18 protein-coding genes are annotated in these 19,097 nt (G+C 61.1%); 10 read left to right on the top strand and 8 right to left on the bottom strand.

The genetic code is table 11. The features are described from left to right. The first annotated feature begins 73 nt into the window (after window positions 1-73). Entirely contained in the window at window positions 74-1,690 is a 1,617-nt protein-coding gene (locus KI231_RS17585) for a L,D-transpeptidase family protein (protein WP_212809257.1), read from the top strand. A gap of 3 nt (window positions 1,691-1,693) precedes the next feature. Here the strand turns inward: KI231_RS17585 and KI231_RS17580 are convergent, their stop codons facing one another. Next, window positions 1,694-2,209 (bottom strand): HvfX family Cu-binding RiPP maturation protein, encoded by a 516-nt coding sequence (locus KI231_RS17580; protein ID WP_212809256.1) that lies wholly within the window; start codon window positions 2,207-2,209, stop codon window positions 1,694-1,696. Between the two features lie 197 nt (window positions 2,210-2,406). Between KI231_RS17580 and KI231_RS17575 the strand changes: the two genes are divergently transcribed. From KI231_RS17575 to KI231_RS17565, 3 genes are all read left to right on the top strand, one after another. Further along, a complete protein-coding gene (locus tag KI231_RS17575) occupies window positions 2,407-3,291 on the top strand; it encodes a LysR substrate-binding domain-containing protein (RefSeq protein ID WP_212809255.1) in 885 nt (294 codons plus the stop codon). Window positions 3,292-3,390: 99 nt separating this feature from the next. Continuing rightward, window positions 3,391-4,515 carry an agmatine deiminase gene (gene aguA / locus KI231_RS17570; protein ID WP_212809254.1) on the top strand — a complete coding sequence of 375 codons (1,125 nt, stop codon included), beginning with the start codon at window positions 3,391-3,393 and terminating at the stop codon, window positions 4,513-4,515. Window positions 4,516-4,517: 2 nt separating this feature from the next. Then, entirely contained in the window at window positions 4,518-5,615 is a 1,098-nt protein-coding gene (locus KI231_RS17565) for an extracellular solute-binding protein (RefSeq protein WP_103305723.1), read from the top strand. A 236-nt stretch (window positions 5,616-5,851) separates the two neighbouring features. Here KI231_RS17565 and KI231_RS17560 read toward each other — a convergent pair whose 3' ends face one another. Genes KI231_RS17560 through KI231_RS17550 form a run of 3 tightly spaced genes read right to left on the bottom strand, consistent with a single transcriptional unit; the run spans window position 5,852 to window position 8,383 of the window. Next, complete coding sequence (locus tag KI231_RS17560) at window positions 5,852-6,469, bottom strand: DNA-3-methyladenine glycosylase family protein (RefSeq protein WP_212809253.1); 618 nt, start codon at window positions 6,467-6,469, stop codon at window positions 5,852-5,854. Window position 6,470: 1 nt separating this feature from the next. Beyond that, on the bottom strand, window positions 6,471-7,268 hold the full coding sequence (locus tag KI231_RS17555; RefSeq protein ID WP_212809252.1) for an isocitrate lyase/PEP mutase family protein: 798 nt from the start codon (window positions 7,266-7,268) through the stop codon (window positions 6,471-6,473). Between the two features lie 32 nt (window positions 7,269-7,300). After that, window positions 7,301-8,383 carry a bifunctional transcriptional activator/DNA repair enzyme AdaA gene (locus tag KI231_RS17550; protein WP_212809251.1) on the bottom strand — a complete coding sequence of 361 codons (1,083 nt, stop codon included), beginning with the start codon at window positions 8,381-8,383 and terminating at the stop codon, window positions 7,301-7,303. A 112-nt stretch (window positions 8,384-8,495) separates the two neighbouring features. Here KI231_RS17550 and KI231_RS17545 point away from each other — a divergent pair, with 112 nt between their 5' ends. Next, the gene (locus KI231_RS17545) at window positions 8,496-8,909 is read left to right on the top strand and encodes a VOC family protein (RefSeq protein WP_212809250.1); all 414 of its coding nucleotides are present in this window, start codon (window positions 8,496-8,498) and stop codon (window positions 8,907-8,909) included. On the opposite strand, the gene KI231_RS17540 is transcribed toward KI231_RS17545, so the two are convergent. Next, on the bottom strand, window positions 8,906-9,526 hold the full coding sequence (locus KI231_RS17540) for a LysE family translocator (RefSeq protein WP_212809249.1): 621 nt from the start codon (window positions 9,524-9,526) through the stop codon (window positions 8,906-8,908). The genes KI231_RS17545 and KI231_RS17540 overlap by 4 nt on opposite strands. 275 nt (window positions 9,527-9,801) lie before the next feature. On the opposite strand from KI231_RS17540, the gene KI231_RS17535 reads away from it, so the two are divergent. Both KI231_RS17535 and KI231_RS17530 read left to right on the top strand, forming a co-directional pair. Next, a complete protein-coding gene (locus tag KI231_RS17535) occupies window positions 9,802-10,416 on the top strand; it encodes a biliverdin-producing heme oxygenase (protein ID WP_212809248.1) in 615 nt (204 codons plus the stop codon). Then, window positions 10,413-12,650, top strand: a complete 2,238-nt coding sequence (locus KI231_RS17530) for an ATP-binding protein (protein WP_212809247.1) — start codon at window positions 10,413-10,415, stop codon at window positions 12,648-12,650. Before KI231_RS17535 ends, KI231_RS17530 begins: the two co-directional genes overlap by 4 nt. Before the next feature lie 73 nt (window positions 12,651-12,723). Here KI231_RS17530 and KI231_RS17525 read toward each other — a convergent pair whose 3' ends face one another. Next, window positions 12,724-13,698, bottom strand: a complete 975-nt coding sequence (locus KI231_RS17525; RefSeq protein WP_212809246.1) for a TerC family protein — start codon at window positions 13,696-13,698, stop codon at window positions 12,724-12,726. A gap of 195 nt (window positions 13,699-13,893) precedes the next feature. Between KI231_RS17525 and KI231_RS17520 the strand changes: the two genes are divergently transcribed. Beyond that, complete coding sequence (locus KI231_RS17520; protein WP_103305732.1) at window positions 13,894-14,838, top strand: Dyp-type peroxidase; 945 nt, start codon at window positions 13,894-13,896, stop codon at window positions 14,836-14,838. On the opposite strand, the gene KI231_RS17515 is transcribed toward KI231_RS17520, so the two are convergent. After that, complete coding sequence (locus KI231_RS17515; RefSeq protein WP_212809245.1) at window positions 14,839-15,627, bottom strand: AraC family transcriptional regulator; 789 nt, start codon at window positions 15,625-15,627, stop codon at window positions 14,839-14,841. Between the two features lie 83 nt (window positions 15,628-15,710). Between KI231_RS17515 and KI231_RS17510 the strand changes: the two genes are divergently transcribed. Then, the gene (locus KI231_RS17510) at window positions 15,711-16,709 is read left to right on the top strand and encodes a bile acid:sodium symporter family protein (RefSeq protein ID WP_212809244.1); all 999 of its coding nucleotides are present in this window, start codon (window positions 15,711-15,713) and stop codon (window positions 16,707-16,709) included. Between the two features lie 38 nt (window positions 16,710-16,747). Here KI231_RS17510 and KI231_RS17505 read toward each other — a convergent pair whose 3' ends face one another. Then, the gene (locus tag KI231_RS17505) at window positions 16,748-17,350 is read right to left on the bottom strand and encodes a LuxR C-terminal-related transcriptional regulator (RefSeq protein ID WP_103305735.1); all 603 of its coding nucleotides are present in this window, start codon (window positions 17,348-17,350) and stop codon (window positions 16,748-16,750) included. Between the two features lie 114 nt (window positions 17,351-17,464). Here KI231_RS17505 and KI231_RS17500 point away from each other — a divergent pair, with 114 nt between their 5' ends. After that, on the top strand, window positions 17,465-19,093 hold the full coding sequence (locus KI231_RS17500) for an ATP-binding response regulator (protein ID WP_212809243.1): 1,629 nt from the start codon (window positions 17,465-17,467) through the stop codon (window positions 19,091-19,093). Window positions 19,094-19,097: the final 4 nt, after the last annotated feature.

Below are 19,097 nucleotides of genomic sequence, written 5' to 3'. Positions count from 1 at the left end.
CGAGCCTGACTGTTCAGCGCACCTGATGTAAGGTTGGCCATCATCAAGAAGGCCATGGATTGGAGTAAAGCAGTTGTTCAAAAAGTACGCATGCTACTTGAGCATTTGTTTGCTCGCTGCGCCGTTTGTCGCTTGTGCCGATGAACCGCTGCCGCCGTTGCAGACACTGCCGACGCCGCCGGCAGAAATGCCAGTCGAGCCGCAAAGCCCTTTGCAGGCCGTGCTGATCAGTCTGCCGCAGGCCTGTCCGGCGATTGCCGCGCACCTGGCTGGCCCGGCGCTGGAACAGTTGCAAGCGTTTTACCAACAGCAGGACTGGATGCCGGTGTGGGCCCGCGAGTCCGGACGATTGCAAGCCTTGCAGGGGCAGTTGCAGCTGTTGGCCGATGATGGCCTCAGTCCGAAACGCTACCCGGTTGCGACGAATCCGCCGCAGGACGGCGAGCTGTGCGCCGATATCGACATCAGCCGCTATTACCTGCAAGCCCTGCAGGATCTGCATTACGGACGCCTGTTGCAATCGCACTTCGAACCGCTGTGGCACGCCGACGAGGCACCGCGCGACCGTCAGGCCGAACTGCTCGCCATTGCTGTGCCGGGCATGCATGACATCCCCGCCGCATTCGACCTGGCCCGCCCGCGCCTGGCGCAGTATCAGAACCTGCGTCAGCTCTACGCCACGCAACGGCTGAAGGCCTTGCCGCAATGGCAATCGGTGGGCAACGGGCCGCTGCTGCGCCCGTCGATGGAAGACAGACGCGTGCCGGAACTGGCGCAACGTCTGTACAGCGAAGGCTATCTGACCCACGCCGCCGGCGCGCCCGGCAATGCCTACGAGGGCGTGCTGGTGGACGCGGTGAAAAGCTTTCAGGCCAACCATTCGTTGCAAGCGGATGGCGTGGTCGGGCCGGGGACGATTGCCGAACTCAACATCAGCCCGCTGACCCGCCGCGAACAACTGCGGGTCAATCTCGAGCGCTTCCGTTGGCTGGCCCAGGACATGGAACCCGATGGTTTGCTGGTCAACGTCGCCGCCGCCGAACTGACCCTGTATCAGCGCGGCGAGCCGGTGTGGCAGACCCGTACCCAGGTTGGCCGTGCCGAGCGCCAGACACCGTTGCTCAAATCCCGTGTCACGCGATTGACCCTCAACCCGACCTGGACCGTGCCGCCGACCATCTGGAAGGAAGACAAGTTGCCGGCGATCCGCAAGGACCAGACCTTCCTCAGTCGGCAGAATCTGCAAGTGCTCGACGCCAACGGGCAACCGCTGGCGGCGGCGGATATCGACTGGGACAACCCGGGCAACATCCTCCTGCGTCAGGACGCCGGGCCGCGCAATCCGCTGGGGCAAATGGTCATCCGCTTCCCCAATCCGTTTTCGGTGTACCTGCACGACACGCCGAGCAAAGCGTTATTCGACAAGGGGCCACGGGCGTTCAGCTCGGGCTGTGTGCGGGTCGAGCACCCGATGCAACTGCGCGACTTGTTGCTGAGTCCGGCAGAAAAGGCCCGAACCGAGACGTTGCTCGCCACCGGCACCACCCATGAATTTCGCTTGTCGACGCCAGTGCCGATCCTGATGACTTACTGGACCGTGCAAGTCGACAACGCCGGCCACGTGCGTTACTCGCCAGACATCTACAGCCGTGACAACGCGTTGTTGGCCGGACTCGATCGGGCACATTGAGCCTCAACGGGCGCGGCGATTCCAGAACCGCCGCGCCAGCCACGCATCGACGCTCAATTTGCCCGCCCCGGCGAATACCAGCGGCACCAGGGCTGCCAGGTAAATCGCCGGCAACTTGAAATTGCCGAAGCCCTTGTTGGTGATCGCGTAACCCTGGGCCAGCTCGCTCAGCGATGACCAGTCGGCAGGCCAGTGCACGGCAGCGGTGGCGACCACGGTCACCACGATCAGCGACACCGCCGAGATCCGCGTGCCGAGGCCGACCAGAATCGCCAGCGCGCCGATCAGTTCGGCCCACATCGACAGTTCCCAGTTCAACGTCGCCGGCAAGTGATCGAAGGGAAAAGGGAACCGGCTCTGAATGTCCTCGAACCAGTTCTGGCCGTTGAATTTTTCCAATCCTGATTCGAAAAACTCCCAGGCGATGAACAGGCGCAGGGTCAGTGGTGCGAGCCAGGTGCCGGCGCGGTCGAGGTTCAGGTGTACGGCTTGGGTGGCGGTTGAAAGGTTGGTGGTCATGATGAGTCTCCGGACGATGGGGGAATTGAATCGACCGGGTTATTTGAGCTTTGGGGTGTATCGACGATGTGTCGCGGGCGGGTGGAATTGTGAGTTTGGTGTGTCTGCGGTGGGGCGATATACAGTGCGATACAGTCGACCAAACTGGACGCACGCCCTCGGCCCAGTCAGCATGGCCCAAAAAAGCGGATCCCCTCATGCGAAGACTCCCCTCACTGCCCGCCCTGCGCACCTTTGAATGTGCCGCCCGCCACGCGCATTTCGGCCGGGCCGCCGCCGAGTTGTGTGTCACCGACAGTGCCGTCAGTCATCAAATCCGCCAGCTCGAAGAACAACTCGGCGTCCCGCTGTTCATCCGTGAAGGCCGACAAATTCGCCCGACCATCGCCGCCGGACGCCTGATGCAAAGCCTGCAACAGGCCTTCGAACTGATCGGCGAGGCTTGCGATGAACTGCGCGACCCGTCTTCGCTTGCCGTGTTGCGTCTGGCCGTCACCGCTGAGCTTGCGCAGAAGTGGTTGATGAGTCGCCTCAGTGATTTCTATGCGCGCTATCCGCACATCACCTTGCACCTTTACGAACAACCCATCGACGCCAGCGCGCCGGGCGAAGACATCGATCTGGCCATCACCTACGGCACCGGCCCGGCGGACAGCAGCGCCTACTTCGTCCGGCCGTTGCCAGCCCTGCAATTCTTTCCGGTGTGCAGCCCCGGCCTGTTCAACCAGGGCACGTTGAAAACGCCGAAGGATCTCGCCCGACACTGTCTGCTGCACGACGATCAGGACGGCAAGACCTGGACCGCCTGGCTGACCAGCCACGCCGGAGATCAACGCCCGCAGCGCCAGTTGTATTTCGCTCACGCCGGATTGGCGCTGGAAGCGGCGGTGCAAGGGCAGGGCGTGGCGATGGGCGACAACCTCACCGCGCAGGAAGACTTGCAGAACGGCCGACTGGTGCGGCCGTTCACCGCAAGCATGACTGCGCTGGGTCAATACGCGCTGGTCTGCGAGCGTGTGCGCCTGGAGCGCCCGGCCGTGGCGCAAATGCTGGAATGGTTCAATGATCAGCTGTCCGATTGATGAGTTGAATTCAACTGTTCCGCAATAATCATCGTTGGCGAGCGTGAGGCCTGCGACCGTACCTTGTGGTCATTCCCATCGCGAAGACGAGGTTTGACCATGGCACGTTTGCTCGACTCCACCCCGAAACACGACGGCTTCCGTCTGCCCGGCGAATTCGAAGGCAAGTCCGGTTGCTGGCTCGGCTGGCCTGAGCGCACCGATGTCTGGCGCAACGGCGCCAAGCCTGCGCAGAAAGTCTGGGTGCAGATTGTCACCGCCATCTCCCACAGTGAACCGGTCACCGTGTGCGCCTCCGCCGCGCAATTCGCCACCGCCCGCCGCCAGTTGCCGGCGCAAGTGCGCGTGGTGGAAATGACCTGCAACGACACCTGGTTTCGCGACAGCGGCCCGTGTTTTGTGGTTAACGACCAGAGCGGTGAAGTGCGCGGTGTCGACTTTGAATTCAACGCCTATGGCGGACTCGACGGCGGACTGTATTACCCGTGGGACAAGGACGATCAGATCGCCAGCAAGATCCTTGAGATCGAACGTTTCGACCGTTATCGCGCACCGTTGATTGCCGAGCTCGGTGGCATCCAGAGTGACGGTCAGGGCAGCATCCTCACCACTGAACAATGCCTGCTCAAACGTAATCGCAACCAGCATCTGGGCAAGGAAGAAGTCACTCGCAGGCTCACCGACTACCTCGGTGCCGAACAAGTGATCTGGCTGCCACGGGGCTGCAAGTTCGACGAAACCGATGGTCACGTCGATGATCTGGCGTGCTTTGTCCGCCCCGGCGAAGTGGTGTTGCAATGGACCGAAAACCGCGACGATCCGCAGTGGGAGATCTATCAAGAGGCCTACGACATCCTGCGCAGCACCCGTGACAGCCGTGGCCGCGAACTGATCGTGCACAAACTGCCACAACCGGACGTGCTTGAATGGACCGCCGAAGAAGCCGAAGGCCTCGACCAGCAGGACAGTACCCACACCCGTCAGGCCGGTACGACAATCTGTGCGTCGTACATCAATTACTACGCCGGTAACAGCTCGATCGTGGTGCCGCTGTTTGGTGATCGCAACGACAAGGTGGCCATGGCGACCCTGGCCGAACTGTTCCCGCAGCACAAAATCGTCGGCATCGAAAACTCCCGGGAAATCCTCCTCGGCGGTGGCAACGTCGCGTGCATCACCATGCCGCAATACGCCGGCACGCCTGACCACAAAAAGGGAGTGTGATGATGGGCCTGCACAAACTGACTCAAGCGTTGTTGCTGGTGCTTGCACCCTTGTGTGTGCAGGCCGCCGACACCGCGCAACCGGTGGTCAATCTGTACATCTGGGGTGAGTATCTGGCGCCGGATACCTTGAAGAATTTCGAGGCGAAAACCGGTATTCATGTGGTCGCCGATCACTTCGATTCACTGGAAACGGTGGAGACCAAACTGCTCACCGGGCGCAGCGGATATGACCTGGTGCTGACCGCCGGCCAGCATCTGTCGCGCGCCATCGAGAGCGGTGCGATTCAGCCGCTGGACAAGGCGCGAGTGCCGCATTTTGCTGGCGTGGGTGAGGAGTTTCGTCAGCACATGGCGGTGTTCGATCCGGGTAACCGTTATGCCGGCATTTATGCGTGGGGCACCACCGGTGTGGGCTATCAGGAAGAGGCGATCAAGCAGCGCCTGCCGAATGCGCCGACCGACAGCTGGGCGATGTTGTTCGATCCGGCAGTGGTGTCGAAATTCGCCGATTGTGGGGTGAGCCTGCTCAACGATCCCAACGAAGTGTTTGCCGCCGTCATGAAGTACATGGGGCTGGACATCAACCGGCAAAACCTCGATGACCTGAAACTCGCCGAGCAGCAACTGGCGAAGATCCGCCCGTACATTCGCTACTTCGACAACGACCTGAACATCAGCGATCTGGCCAACGGCAACACCTGCGTGGCGATGTCGTGGAACGGCAACGTTGCCATCGCGGCAGGGCAGGCGCAAGCGGCCAACAAACCGTTCAGGCTCAGTTACCGGATCCCGAAGGAGGGCACGCTGATCTGGTTCGACGCCATGGTCATTCCCAAGGATGCCCCGCACCCGCAGGCCGGGCTGGCGTTGATGGATTACCTGATGACGCCGGAGGTGATTGCGCCGATCACTGACACCATCCACTACGCCAATGCGATCACGGCGGCGGACGGGTTGGTGGATGCGGCGATTCGCAATGATCCGGGGACGTATCCGTCCGAGCCGGTGCGGACCTCGCTGTACAGCAAGAATGACAATGGCAAGGCGTTCAATCGGGCATTGATCCGTGCGTTCAGCCGTTTGAAATCCGGCCTTTGAAAGGGTGTTGAATCGAATGACGCCTTCGCGAGCAGGCTCGCTGCCACAGGGGAATCGATTTCAAAGGTGGGGAGCGAGCCTGCTCGCGAAGGCGTCGGCGCAGCTTGAATCAATGTCATCTGACCCACCGCCATCGCTGGCAAGCCAGCTCCCACAGGACTTGTATTGCTTGAGGACTCTATATTCACCACCGACCTTGTGGGAGCTGGCTTGCCAGCGATGAACGATAACGCGGTCTAAACCTTAGGTACCCGCCACAAATACCAGGCCGCCACCGTCCGATACGGACTCCACGCCAACCCGATCTCTACCATTTGCCTGCGCGTCGGTTGCACCGCCAACCCCTTCAACCGTCGATAGCCCTCACGCACGCCAAAATCATCCGCCGGCAAGATATCCATCCGCTCCAGGCTGTAGATCAACAACATCTCCACGGTCCAGCGGCCAACCCCGCGCAGGCTGACCAACCGCTCGATCAGCGCTTCATCCGCCATCGCCAGCGCCGTCGCATAATCCGGCACCACACCGTCCAGCGTCGCTTGAGCGATCCCCTGAATGGTCGCGATCTTGCCCGCCGAAAACCCGCAGCTGCGCATTCGATCAAAATCCGTCGCGAGGATTTGTTCAGGTCGCGGAAACGATTGCCCGGGAAACAGGCCCACCAGTCGCCCGACAATTGCATCGCCAGCCTTGGCATGCAGCTGCTGATAGGCAATCGCCCGCACCAGCGACTCATACGGATCGCGCGCCGGATGCGGCTGATGCAGGCAAGGGCCGACAGCGGCGACATGCTGCTGCCAATCGGCATCGAGCGCGGCCAGAAAAGTGCTGGCCGCTTGATAAGTGTCGGCCATGCTATTTCAGCAAGCCGTTGACTTCGCCGTAGGTGAACGCCTTTAAGTCGTGGGTATCGAGCTTGCCCGTGGCGAGAAAGCTTTTCACCAGTCCGCCCATCGCGCCATAGAGGAACTCGGCGATGCCGGAACCGGCGCTCAAACGGCGTACGCCCAACGCTTGCAGCTCGGCAGGCGAGGGCAGGCAGGCGAAGCCCAGCACGTTGACCGGCATCGAAGTGCCTTTGCAGATGGCTTCGATCTCGTAGGCGGCGGTGACACCGGCGGCGAACAAGCCATCGGCACCGGCAGCCTGATAAATCGTCGCGCGGCGCAGGGTTTCGGCGACGCGATCCTCGGCCGGTACCAGGCTCTTCAGATAGACGTCGGTGCGGGCATTGATGAACAGCTGGATATTGCGTTTGTCGGCCACTTGTCGCGCCACTTCGATCTTGCGCGCCAGCAGCTCGGGATCCGCGGAGCCGTCCTCGATATTGATCCCGACAGCGCCGGCGGCGATCACCGCATCCAGCACTTCGGCCACGCGCCCGAGATCATCGGAATAACCAGCCTCGACGTCGACGGTCAGGGGAATACTGATCACCCGGGCAATCGATTCCACCGTCGAAACCAGACGTTCGAGGGGCAGGGTGTTGCCGTCCGGGTAGCCGTGCGCCCAGGCCACCGCAGCGCTGCTGGTGGCGACGGCTTTGCCGCCCAGATGTTCGACCAGTCGCGCGCCCGTGGCGTCAGCGACGTTGGTCAGGATCAGCAAGTCTTGCTGGTGCAATTGGTGGAACCGAGCGTCGAGCGCGTCCATCGAAATCCCTTCTTTTAGTTTGAATCAAATCGTCAGAAAGCCAGTTGTTGGGTGAGCTGCACCGCAGCGTTTTCCAGTCTCAACAGAAACGCCTTGCGCGGCTGTCCTCCACCATAGCCGGTGAGCGAACCATCCGCGCCGATCACCCGATGACAAGGCACCACAATCGCCAGACGGTTGTGCCCGTTGGCCAGGCCCACCGCACGACTGGCGCCGGGTTTGCCCAGACCGGCAGCAATGGCGCCGTAGCTGCGGGTCTGTCCATAGGGGATGTGCAACAGTGCCGACCAGACCTGCCGGGCGAACTCGCTGCCGGGCAGGTGCAAAGCCACCGTGAACCGCGTCAAGCGGCCGGCGAAATATTCTGCCAGTTCGCGCTCGATCTGCTGCAGGTGTGCGTTGTGCCCCGGCGCGACCACGTAACCGTAACGGTTCTGCAACTCCTCGATTTCCCGGGTCAACGCCGGCCGATCAAGAAACTCCAGCAACACCAGTCCACGCCGTTCAGCCATGGCGATCATCGGCCCCAGCGGCGTGGTCAACCGGGTGAACAACAGCGGTTCACTGTTGGCGGCGCGGCCGGGGGTGATGTGGAATGACTTCTGGAACGCATCGCGAAAACCGCTGAGGGATTCGTAGCCGGAGTCGAAAGCCGCATGATCGATCGAGGCGCCTTGCTTGATCCCGCCCAGCGCCATGCCGAGCCTGCGGGTGCGCAGCCACGCGTGGAAGGTCATGCCGAAATGCTGCTTGAACCAGCGCCGCAGTTTCAGTGGCTCGATGCCTTTGGTCAGCAACTGCGCGTCACTCCAGCGGATTTCCGGATCCGCTTCGACTGCCGCGAGTAACCGTTGCACCCAATCCGGCGCAATCGCCGCAGCGTCCAGCGGTTTGCAGCGCAGACAGGCGCGATAACCGGCAGACATGCACTCGTCGGCATGGGCGAAGAATTCGACATTCTCCGGTTTCGGCTTGCGCGCGGTGCAGCTCGGGCGGCAGAAGATCCCGGTGGTTTTCACGGCCGTAAAGAACACGCCTTCATAGGCAGTGTCGCGTTCGAGCATGGCGCGAACCATCTCGGCGTGGGGCGGCAGGACAGCGGCTTGTATGTTCATGAGCTGAGAGTAAAACCAGATTCTCGATGGCTCCACCGAAAAATCGACAATGAATTTCGCAGTCCCTTGGACTACCGTGTTGGAGCTGCCGAATGTGTGAGGAGGTGGGTTTATGCATCCGTTTTCGATTCAACATATTGATCACATCGTGCTGCGCGTTGCGGACCTGCAACGCAGCATCGACTTTTACGCCAAGGTATTTGGCGCCGAAGTGGTCAGGCACAACGAGCCACTGGGTCTGGTGCACTTGCGCGCCGGGACGTCGATGATCGATCTCGTCGACCTGGCGGGCGAACTCGGCCGCAAGGGCGGCGGGGCGGCCGGCGTCGAGCGGCGCAATGTCGATCACTTCTGTCTGCGCATCGAACCGTTCGATGAGGGGGCGTTGACCGCGCACTTGCAGTCGCACGGCCTCAACGTCGAAACAGCCGCCACCCGCTTCGGTGCCGAGGGCTACGGCCTGTCGTTGTACTGCTTCGATCCGGACGGCAATCAGGTGGAGCTCAAAGGCCCGTCTGCGGCTTAGGCCCGCTTCGCCATCAACAACACCGAAGCCGCCGCCGACAACAACCCCGCGCAGCAACGATTGAACAGGCGTTTACCGCGCGGTTCGGCAAACCAGCGGCGCATGTGCAGGCCCATCCACGCGTAGGCGCTGATGGCGATCCATTCCAGCAGCAGAAACAGTACGCCGAGCACGGCGAATTGCGTCGGCACCGGCCGGGCAGGGTCAACGAACTGCGGCAAAAACGCGGTAAACAGCAGGATCGCTTTCGGATTACCCGCGGCGACGAGGAACTCCTGTCGGGCCAACGCGAAAAAGCCGACCGCCACGCCCGTCACCTGTTGCTCGGCTTCGGTATTGGCTCGCCACAATTGCCACGCCAGGTACAACAGATACGCCGCGCCAATGATCTTGATCGCATGGAACAGCCATTCCGAGGTTTGCAGCACCACCGACAACCCGGCACCGGCGAGGGCGATCATCCCGGCGAACGCCAGAATCCGCCCGATCCCCGCCGAGCAGGCGCGACGAAAGCCATAACGGGTGGCGTTGCTGACCGATAGCAGGTTGTTCGGCCCGGGGGCCATGTTCAAGGCGAAACAGGCCGGAAGAAACAGCGAAAGCGTGGCGAGATCCATGTGGCGGGCTCCGGTGACGGGAGACGTATTTTTATCACGGGCCTACGGCGCCTGACCCGTACAGTCATGCAGCGCTGTCGCGGTACAGCAGCCGTCGATGATTGGGCGTTCAGATCGAACTTTCTGTGCAGCGCTGAACTCTGAAAAGTCCGAGGGCAATGGTTTCGTCAGAAAAAACCATCCATACGGTCAGAAATGTTGTTTGCGGTGTAACATTTCACCCGACATTCACCGACCCCGAATGGCCCCAGGCGGCCCCACCAAGAGCGATATACATGCAAGCAAAGGCCCGTGAAGTTTATGTGCCACCGGTGCTTCAGGATTTGCGAGCCGGCACTGCCGAACTGCACATCGCACTGGAAAAACGCCTTCCTTTTTTCTCCGATACCCTCAATACAGCCGCATTCGTGCGCCTGATGCAGGCTTATTACGGCTTCTATCAGCCGCTGGAAAACGCCTTGCAGCGCAGTGGTTCAGTCCCCGACGATTTCGACCTGACGCCACGCCTCAAGACCCAGACTTTGCGCAGCGATCTGCAAACACTGGGCGTTACCCCTCAAATCCTCGAAAACCAGCCGTTCTGCGATCAACTGCCGCTGATTGACTCGAGCGCTGCCTGCCTGGGTGTGCTGTACGTGCTCGAAGGTGCAACGCTGGGCGGGCAAATTCTGCGCCGGGAAATCTCCGCACGCCTGGGCCTGGAAGCCGACAACGGTGCGGCATTTCTCGACATCTACGGTGCCGCCACCGGCCGCCGCTGGCGTGATTTCATCGAATACCTGGGCAATCGCCCAATGGCCGCCGCCGAGCGCGAAGCCGTCGTGCAAGCTGCACAAACCACATTCAGCTGTTTCGAGCGCTGGCTCGAGAGCCGGGAGGTACTGGCATGACCCCGCAAGACAAAGAAGCTTTTGAAGAGTTGCTGGCCAACTGTGCCGACGAGCCGATCCGGTTTCCCGGCGCGATTCAGCCGCACGGCTTGTTATTGACCCTGAGCGAGCCTGCGCTCGCGATCATTCAGGTCAGCGCCAACGTCGAAACCCTGCTGGGCCGTACGCCAGAGGCGCTGATCGGCCAACCGCTGCAAAGCCTGCTCGGCGACGAGCACACCGGCCAGGTGCGTGAGGCCTTGCAGCAACCGGCGTTTTTCGATGCGCCGCCGCTGCATTTCCATCTCAACGGCTGCGCGTTCGAAGGCTTGCTGCACCGGCATCAGGGTGTACTGATTCTGGAGCTGGAGATCCACGTCGAGAACTTCCAGCCGCGCAATGTCGCCGGCAACCAGACGAACCTGGGGCGGATGCTCCAGCGTTTGCAAGCAGCCACGTCGCTGCAAGCGCTGTACGACATCAGCGTCAAGGAAATCCAGGCCATGACCGGGTATGACCGGGTGCTGATCTATCGTTTCGAGGAGGAGGGCCACGGCCAGGTCATCGCCGAAGCGTCCGATCCGTCGATGGAAGTGTTCAATGGCTTGTTCTTCCCGGCCTCGGACATTCCCGAGCAGGCCCGCGAGTTGTACCGCACCAATTGGCTGCGGATCATCCCCAACGCCGACTATCAACCGGTGCCGCTGCTGCCGAAGCTGCGTCCGGACACGCAAACGCCGCTGGATCTGAGCTTTGCGACCCTGCGCAGCGTTTCGCCGATCCACTGCCAGTACATGAAGAACATGGGGGTGTTGTCGTCGATGAGCATTTCCCTGCTCAAGGGCGACAAACTCTGGGGCCTGATCAGTTGCGGCAATCGTCAGCCGCTGCATGTGCCGCATGAACTGCGCACCGCGTGCCAGACCATCGGCCAGGTACTGTCGCTGCAGATCAGCGCGATGGAGGCGCTGGAAGTCAGTCGTCAGCGCGAGGAAAAAGTCGAGGCACTGGCGCTGCTCAATCAGGCGATGATCGATTCGCCGCAGAATGTTTTCGATGGTCTGGCCAATCAGCCGCAAGTGTTGATGGCGCTGGCCAATGCCGGCGGTATCGCGATCATCGAAGACAAGCAGTTGCACCGTTACGGCAACTGCCCCGAGCCGGATGAGATCCGCGCACTGCACAAATGGTTGCAGGAAAGCGGCGAGGCGGTTTTTGCCAGTCATCATCTGGCCAGTGTGTTCCCACCTGCCGCGCAATATCAGCAAGTCGCCAGCGGCGTGCTTGCCATGAGCCTGCCCAAACCGGTGGACAACGGCGTGCTGTGGTTCCGTCCGGAAGTGAAGGAAAACATCAACTGGAGCGGTGATCCGCGCAAGCCGCTGGATCTGGAAAACTCCGATGCCGGCCTGCGCCTGCGTCCGCGTACGTCGTTCGAAATCTGGAAAGTCGAGATGGCCGGGATCTCCACCAAGTGGAGCCATGGCGATGTGTTTGCGGCCAATGACTTGCGCCGCTCAGCGCTGGAAAACGACCTGGCGCGTCAGGTGCGCCGCGAGCAGGAGGCGGTGCGCGCCCGTGACGAACTGGTGGCGGTGGTTTCCCACGACCTGCGCAATCCGATGACGGTCATTTCGATGCTCTGCGGCATGATGCAGAAGGCCTTCAGCTCCGACGGCCCGCACACCTCGCGGCGCATCTCCACGGCCATCGACACCATGCAACAGGCCGCCGGGCGCATGAACACGCTGCTGGAAGACCTCCTCGATACCTCGAAAATCGACGCCGGGCGCTACAGCATCACGCCGCAGAAGCTCGACGTCAGCCAGATGTTCGAAGAAGCGCAGGCGCTGCTCGCGCCGCTGGCGGTGGACAAGGACATCAGCATTTCCTTCGCGGCTGACCCGGATCTGCGCATCCATGCCGACCCGGAACGGCTGTTTCAGGTGCTGTCGAATCTGGTTGGCAATGCCATCAAGTTCACCCCGCGCCTGGGCACGGTCGGCGTGTATGCCACGTCCGTTGGCGATGAAATCGTCTTCACCGTGCGTGACAGCGGCGAGGGCATTCCCAAGGAGCACCTGCCGCACGTGTTCGACCGTTACTGGACGGTGAAGGAAGGCAACCCGACCGGCACCGGCCTCGGCTTGTACATCACCCAAGGTATTGTCGAGGCTCACGGTGGACAAATCGTCGCCGAAAGCGAGCCGGGGCAGGGCAGCGAGTTCCGCTTCACCGTGCCGCGACTGGACTGATCGTCAGTCAGAGGGCAGCACATTCAGTATGGATGTGCCTGCCCCGACGTCTTCGCGAGCAGTCTCAAACGTGTCATTGCGTGTTGCGTTGTGCGTTTTTGCTCACCATCAGGCTTAACAGCACCGAGCCGAGAATCACGCTTCCCACCACCGCCAGCGACCATTCCACCGGCAGGTGAAACCACGGCATCAGCGTCATCTTGCCGCCAATGAACACCAGCACAATCGCCAATCCGTACTTGAGCAAATGAAAGCGCTCAGCCATGTCCGCCAGCAGGAAGTACAGTGCCCGCAGGCCCATGATCGCGAAAATATTCGAGGTGAATACGATGAACGGGTCGGTGGTTACCGCGAAGATCGCCGGGATGCTGTCCACCGCAAACATCAGGTCGCTCGCCTCGATCAGCACCAGCACCAGAAACATCGGCGTGGCCCAGCGCACGCCGTTTTGCCGGACGAAAAACCGTTCGCCATGAAAACCGCTGGTAATGCGTAAATGCCCGCGCACCCAGCGCAGTAACGGGTTGTTGTCCAGATCCGGTTGCTGATCGGCAAACACCAGCATCTTGATCCCGGTGATGATCAGGAACACGCCGAAGGCATACAGCAGCCATTCGAACCGGGAGACCAGCCAGACGCCGGCGAAAATCATCACCGCGCGCATCACGATCGCCCCGAGCACCCCGTACAGCAGCACTCGACGCTGTAACTCCGGTGGCACGGCGAAGTAGCTGAAGATCATCACGAAGATAAACATGTTGTCGATAGACAGTGACTGCTCGATCAGATAACCGGTGAGAAATTCCAGGGTTTTCTGCTGCGCGATTTCACCGCCAAACGTACCGTTCAGGTACCACCAGAGCAGGGCCGCAAACGCCAGTGCCAACAAGCACCAGGCAATGACCCAGGACAAGGCTTCGCGCACGGACACCCGATGCGCCTTGCGTCCGCCGAACACAAACAGGTCCAATGCCAGCATGGCCAGAACGAAAACGATGAAGGCGCCCCACATCCATGGTTCGCCGATACTGATGTGGGTGGCGGGCATGTTCGCGCTCCCGGTCTTGTTCGATGAGGGTCAGACGAAGCCATGCTAGCGACGGGTTCGCGGCAAAGAAAAATCGTTTATTTCTGGGGCAGAGTTCGTTAAAAACGAAGTGTCGGCCGCCAGCGGCAATCCGACCCATCCTCTTTCACCGGGGCGAGCCCTTGGCGCACCCCTTGCGCAGCGGTACTTTCAGCGATGACCGATGACACTCTGGAACCTCAAGCGGTGTGCAGCCCGATTACCAGTAGCGCGATTTTTATCGTCGCGACGCTCAATGCCGGCACCGCAGCGAACGACACCGTAAAAGGCTGGTGCGCTGATCTCGCGGGGCTGGTGCGCTCGGTGGGCAAACGCGTACCGGCAGGCAATCTGTCCTGCGTCTGCGGGTTTTCCTCGAATGCCTGGGATCGTCTGTTCGGCAGCCCGCGACCGGCGTCACTGCACGGTTTCCGCGAATTTGGCGCGGCCGGGCGCCACGCCCCGGCGACCCCCGGCGATTTGCTGCTGCACATCCGCGCTGATCAAATGGATCTGTGTTTCGAGTTGGCCACGCAGATCATGGCAGCGCTGGGCGATGCCGTGACCGTGGTCGATGAGGTCCAGGGTTTCCGCTATTTCGACATGCGCAGCATCATCGGTTTTGTCGACGGTACGGAAAACCCGGTCGGGCGCAAAGCCGTGAACTTCACCATCGTCGGCGATGAGGATCCGGACTTCAGTGGCGGCAGTTACGTGCTGGTGCAGAAGTATCTACACAACATGAGTGCGTGGAATGAACTGAGTGTCGAGGCGCAAGAGCGCGTGATCGGGCGCAAGAAATTGTCCGATATCGAACTGGATGACTCGGTCAAACCGAGCAACTCCCACAGTGCGCTGACGACGATCACCACAGCGGACGGCGAGGAGGTGAAGATCCTCCGTGACAACATGCCGTTCGGCCGGCCGGGAGCCGGGGAGTTCGGTACGTTCTTTATCGGTTATGCGCGTTCGCCAGCGCCGATGGAACAGATGCTGGAAAACATGTTCGTCGGCAAACCACCGGGCAACTACGACAAGCTGCTGGATTTCAGCACGGCGGTGACTGGCAGCCTGTATTTCGTGCCATCAGCCGATTTGTTGGAAGCGCTGGCCGATCGCTGATCAATGGAAAAACTCCCCCGGCGTTTCCCCAAACTGTTGGCGAAACGCCGCGATAAACGCCGACGTCGAGTCGTAACCGCAGGCCAGCGCGACGTCGGTGACGCGTTCGCCTTTCTCCAGTGGCGTCAGCGCACCGAGCAGGCGCAAACGCTGGCGCCAGGCACGGAAGGTCAGGCCGGTATCGCGCAGAAACAGACGCGTGAGGGTCTTTTCGGTGACGCCGAATTTGTCGCTCCAGTGGCTCAGCGTGGTCTGTTGTTCCGGGTGTTGCTCCAGGCTCTGGTAGATCTGGCGCAAACGGGCGTCCTGGGGCAGCGGCAGCATCAGGTCGATGTGTGGTGCGTCGGCCAGTTGATCGAGGATCACTTGAGCGAGGCGCCCGTGAGCGCCGCGCTCATCGTATTCCACCGGCATCTGGCTGAAGGCGCGGATAAGCTCCCTGAGCAGATCGCTGACGCCGAGCACATGACAGCGCTCGATCTGCCGCGAGGCGACGTTGCAATCGATATACAGGCTGCGCATCTCGGTGTGCGGCGAACTGAATACCCGATGCGGTACGCCGGCAGGAATCCACACTGCGCGTTCCGGCGGCGCAACGAAACGCCCGGCGCTGGTCTGCACCTCAAGTACGCCTTGAATCGCATAGGACAATTGCACCCACGGATGGCTGTGACGCCGGGTCAGTGCGCGATTGGGCAGCGATTCGGTGCGCCCGTACAGCGGGCGCGGCAGGCTGGGCAGCCCGGGAATGCTGCGTCGAAAGCTTTTGTCCTGTCCTTTAGGCGGCATCTGCAGGCTCTTCGGCGTTAGTCGGTAATTCCCTGTCACGTTAAAGTCGCTGGCACGCCCTGGCAACCCCGGATGAACACATCATGACGCGCCCTAGATTCCTTCCCGATAACTTCACCCTGACGCTGATCGGCGTTGTGCTGCTGGCCAGTTTTCTGCCAGCCAGCGGTCAGGTCGCGGTCGGCTTCGGCTGGTTGACCAACATCGCCATCGCGCTGCTGTTTTTCCTCCACGGCGCCAAGCTCTCCCGAGAGTCGATCATCGCCGGTGCCGGCCACTGGCGCCTGCATCTGCTGGTGTTCGGCCTGACCTTTGTCTTGTTCCCGCTACTGGGGCTGGCGCTGAAACCACTGCTGTCGCCGTTGATCGGCGACAAGCTGTACATGGGCATGCTCTACCTGTGCGCATTGCCCGCCACCGTGCAGTCGGCGATTGCCTTCACCTCGCTGGCGCGAGGCAATATTCCAGCGGCGATTTGCAGCGCTGCGGCGTCCAGCCTGTTCGGAATTTTCCTCACGCCGTTGCTGGTGACCTTGCTGCTCAACGTGCATGGCGACGGCGGCTCGACCCTCGATGCGATCCTGAAAATCAGCGTGCAACTGCTGCTGCCATTTATCGCCGGGCAGATCGCCCGGCGCTGGATCGGTGCGTGGGTAGGGCGCAACAAGAACTGGCTGAAATTTGTCGATCAGGGCTCGATTCTGCTGGTGGTCTACGGCGCGTTCAGTGAGGCGGTCAACGAAGGCATCTGGCACCAGATTCCGCTCATCGAGCTGCTGGGGCTGGTGGTGGTCTGCTGTATCTTGCTGGCGCTGGTGTTGCTCGCGTCGACCCTGCTGGGCAAGGCGTTTGGTTTCAACCAGGAAGACCGCATCACCATCCTGTTCTGCGGCTCGAAAAAGAGCCTGGCGACCGGCGTGCCGATGGCGCAGGTGTTGTTCGCCGGCAGCACCATTGGTGTGTTGATTCTGCCGTTGATGCTGTTCCATCAGATTCAATTGATGGTGTGTGCGGTGCTCGCGCAGCGCTACGCAAAACGTCCGGAGTCGGTGCCTGAGTTGATGGCGCAAGTTGATCCATAACGCTGATTTGCAGGAGCTACCGCAGCCTGCGGCAGCTCCTACAGAGAGCGACTCTTCACGGCTGCGGCAGCACGTGAGGGTACGTTCAGTATGCGCAGCAATGAAGAGACATGAATCCTGACCGTAAACGGCGAAATATCCAGTTCACGGGCGATTTCCTTGTTGGTCTTGCCTTGCGCGATCAGCCGCAACACCTCTTGCTGACGGGGCGTGAGCGCCGCACCGGTCTCCAGCGGCAATAAGCCCGACGGTGCAAACTTCACCAGCACTTCACCTTCGCGAATTGCCAGGATCGCCTGACCGATTTCGTCCGGTGCGATGTTTTTGCCGATGAAACCATCGATGCCTGCTGCCATGACGTCGCTGATCAACGCCTCGTCATCAACCATCGACACCACGATCAGCGTGGTGCGCGGCAAGCGGCGACGCAGTTCGGCGAGCTGACTGACGCAGGTCAGGCCGGGAAAGCGCAGGTCCAGAATCAGGCTATCCGGCTCGTCGCCACAGGGCAGCAGCGCCAGTACGGCGTCGAGGTCGCCAGCCTGTTCAATATTTGCGTCGGGGAGCAGGCGCTGCACCGTGCGCAGCATCGCTTCGCGAAACATCGGGTGATCGTCGGCTATGATAATTCGGCATGTCATGGCGTGACCCTCCCTGGGCCGGGTGTTGCTGATGGCATGCACCTTAGCACCCGGTGCGGGCATTGCCTGTCGGTTTGTGCTGATTATGACGATTGCGGCACAAGGACGTTCACCATGAAGTTCGAGAAGAACACCGAGCTCGATCAGGCCAATCTGCGCATTATCATCGCCAGCATCGCGTTGGTTTACATTGGCGTACTGGGCGTCTTACCGGCCCAGCGCTTCGATACCTATCTGCCGGTTGTCACCTATATCTGCGTGTTTTTGCTGGCCTCGATTGTGCTGCGCCAGACGATTGTGCGTTGGCCGGGGCATTATCCGGCACGGCGGATTTTCGCCATGGTCCACGATTACACCGGCACCTGCTTCGGGCTGGTGGTCGGTGGCGAAGCGGCATTGCCGCTGTATGCGGTGATTATCTGGGTCAACCTCGGCAACGGCATGCGTTACGGCTCGCGTTATCTGGCAATTGCTACGGTGTTGGCATTGCTGGCGTTGCTCGCGGTGTATCGGCTGACGCCCGTGTGGCAGGCGCAACCGTTCATGGTGTTGATGCTGATGATCACCAGTACGGTGATTCCGTTTTATGCGCACTTGTTGCTTGAACGCACGCGCAAAGCGTCCGAAGAAGCGGTCGCGGCCAATCTGGAGAAGTCGCGGTTTCTCGCCCAGGCCAGCCATGACCTGCGCCAGCCGATCCACTCCATCGGCCTGTTTACCGCGTGCTTGCGTGAGTCACGATTGGGTGAGGAAGAGCGACGCTTGGTCGACAACATCGACCGTTCACTGCTCAACGTGTCGCAGTTGTTCCGTTCGATTCTCGATCTGTACACCCTCGATAACGGGCGGATCCTGCCGAAATTGCAAACCGTGCATCTGGGCGAATGGCTCGCGGATCTGATTCGCCAGAACGCCGAAGCGGCGCGTTGGGCGGGGGTGGAACTGCGCTTGCGACCTTGTGAATACTGGGTGCGCACCGATCCGGCGCTGCTGGCGACCATGGTTCAGAACGTACTTTCCAACTGCTTCAAGTACGGCGCGCAGCGACCGGTGCTGATCGGTGTGCGCAGGCGCGCAGCCGGGCTGGCAATCGTCATTTACGATCAGGGCAATGGCATCGCCGAGGAGCATCTGCCGAAGGTGTTCGAGGAGTTTTACCGGGTTCGCCAGGTGCGCGATAAAGACGTCGAGGGTGTGGGGCTGGGCCTGTCGATCGTCAAGCGCCTGGGGCAATTGATCGGGTTGGAGGTCGCGCTGCGCTCGCGGTTGGCGCGCGGGACGGCGGTCACTTTGTCCGGGTTGCCCATGGCGGCACCACCGCTGCAATCAGTCAGTCGCGATGATGCGCGACAGGTCGGTCTGCTGACCGGGTTGAAGGTGTGTCTGGTGGAAGATGATCGCAACGTGCTGATGGCCACGTCGGCGTTGCTGGAGCGTTGGGGCTGTGTGGTGCAGGCCGAACTGACGGGTCGCGACTTGGTCACCGATTGCGACATCATCGTCGCCGACTATGATCTCGGTACCCATGCCACGGGGATCGAATGCATTGACGATGTGCGGCGCCAGCGCGGCTGGGCGGTGCCGGCGATGATCATCACCGGGCATGACATCGAAAAAATACAGGCGGCCTTGCACGACCGCCAAATTGCCATCCTGTCCAAACCGGTACGCCCGGCCGAGCTGCGCACGACCTTGCGAACCCTGCGCGACCGGCAAGCAGCGCCCGTCGCGGAAACGCTGTAGGCGC

This window comes from Pseudomonas sp. Seg1 (assembly GCF_018326005.1).
Lineage (GTDB): Bacteria > Pseudomonadota > Gammaproteobacteria > Pseudomonadales > Pseudomonadaceae > Aquipseudomonas.
Note: the sequence above shows the minus strand (reverse complement) of the source record. Positions and strands in the feature narration are given on the sequence as shown.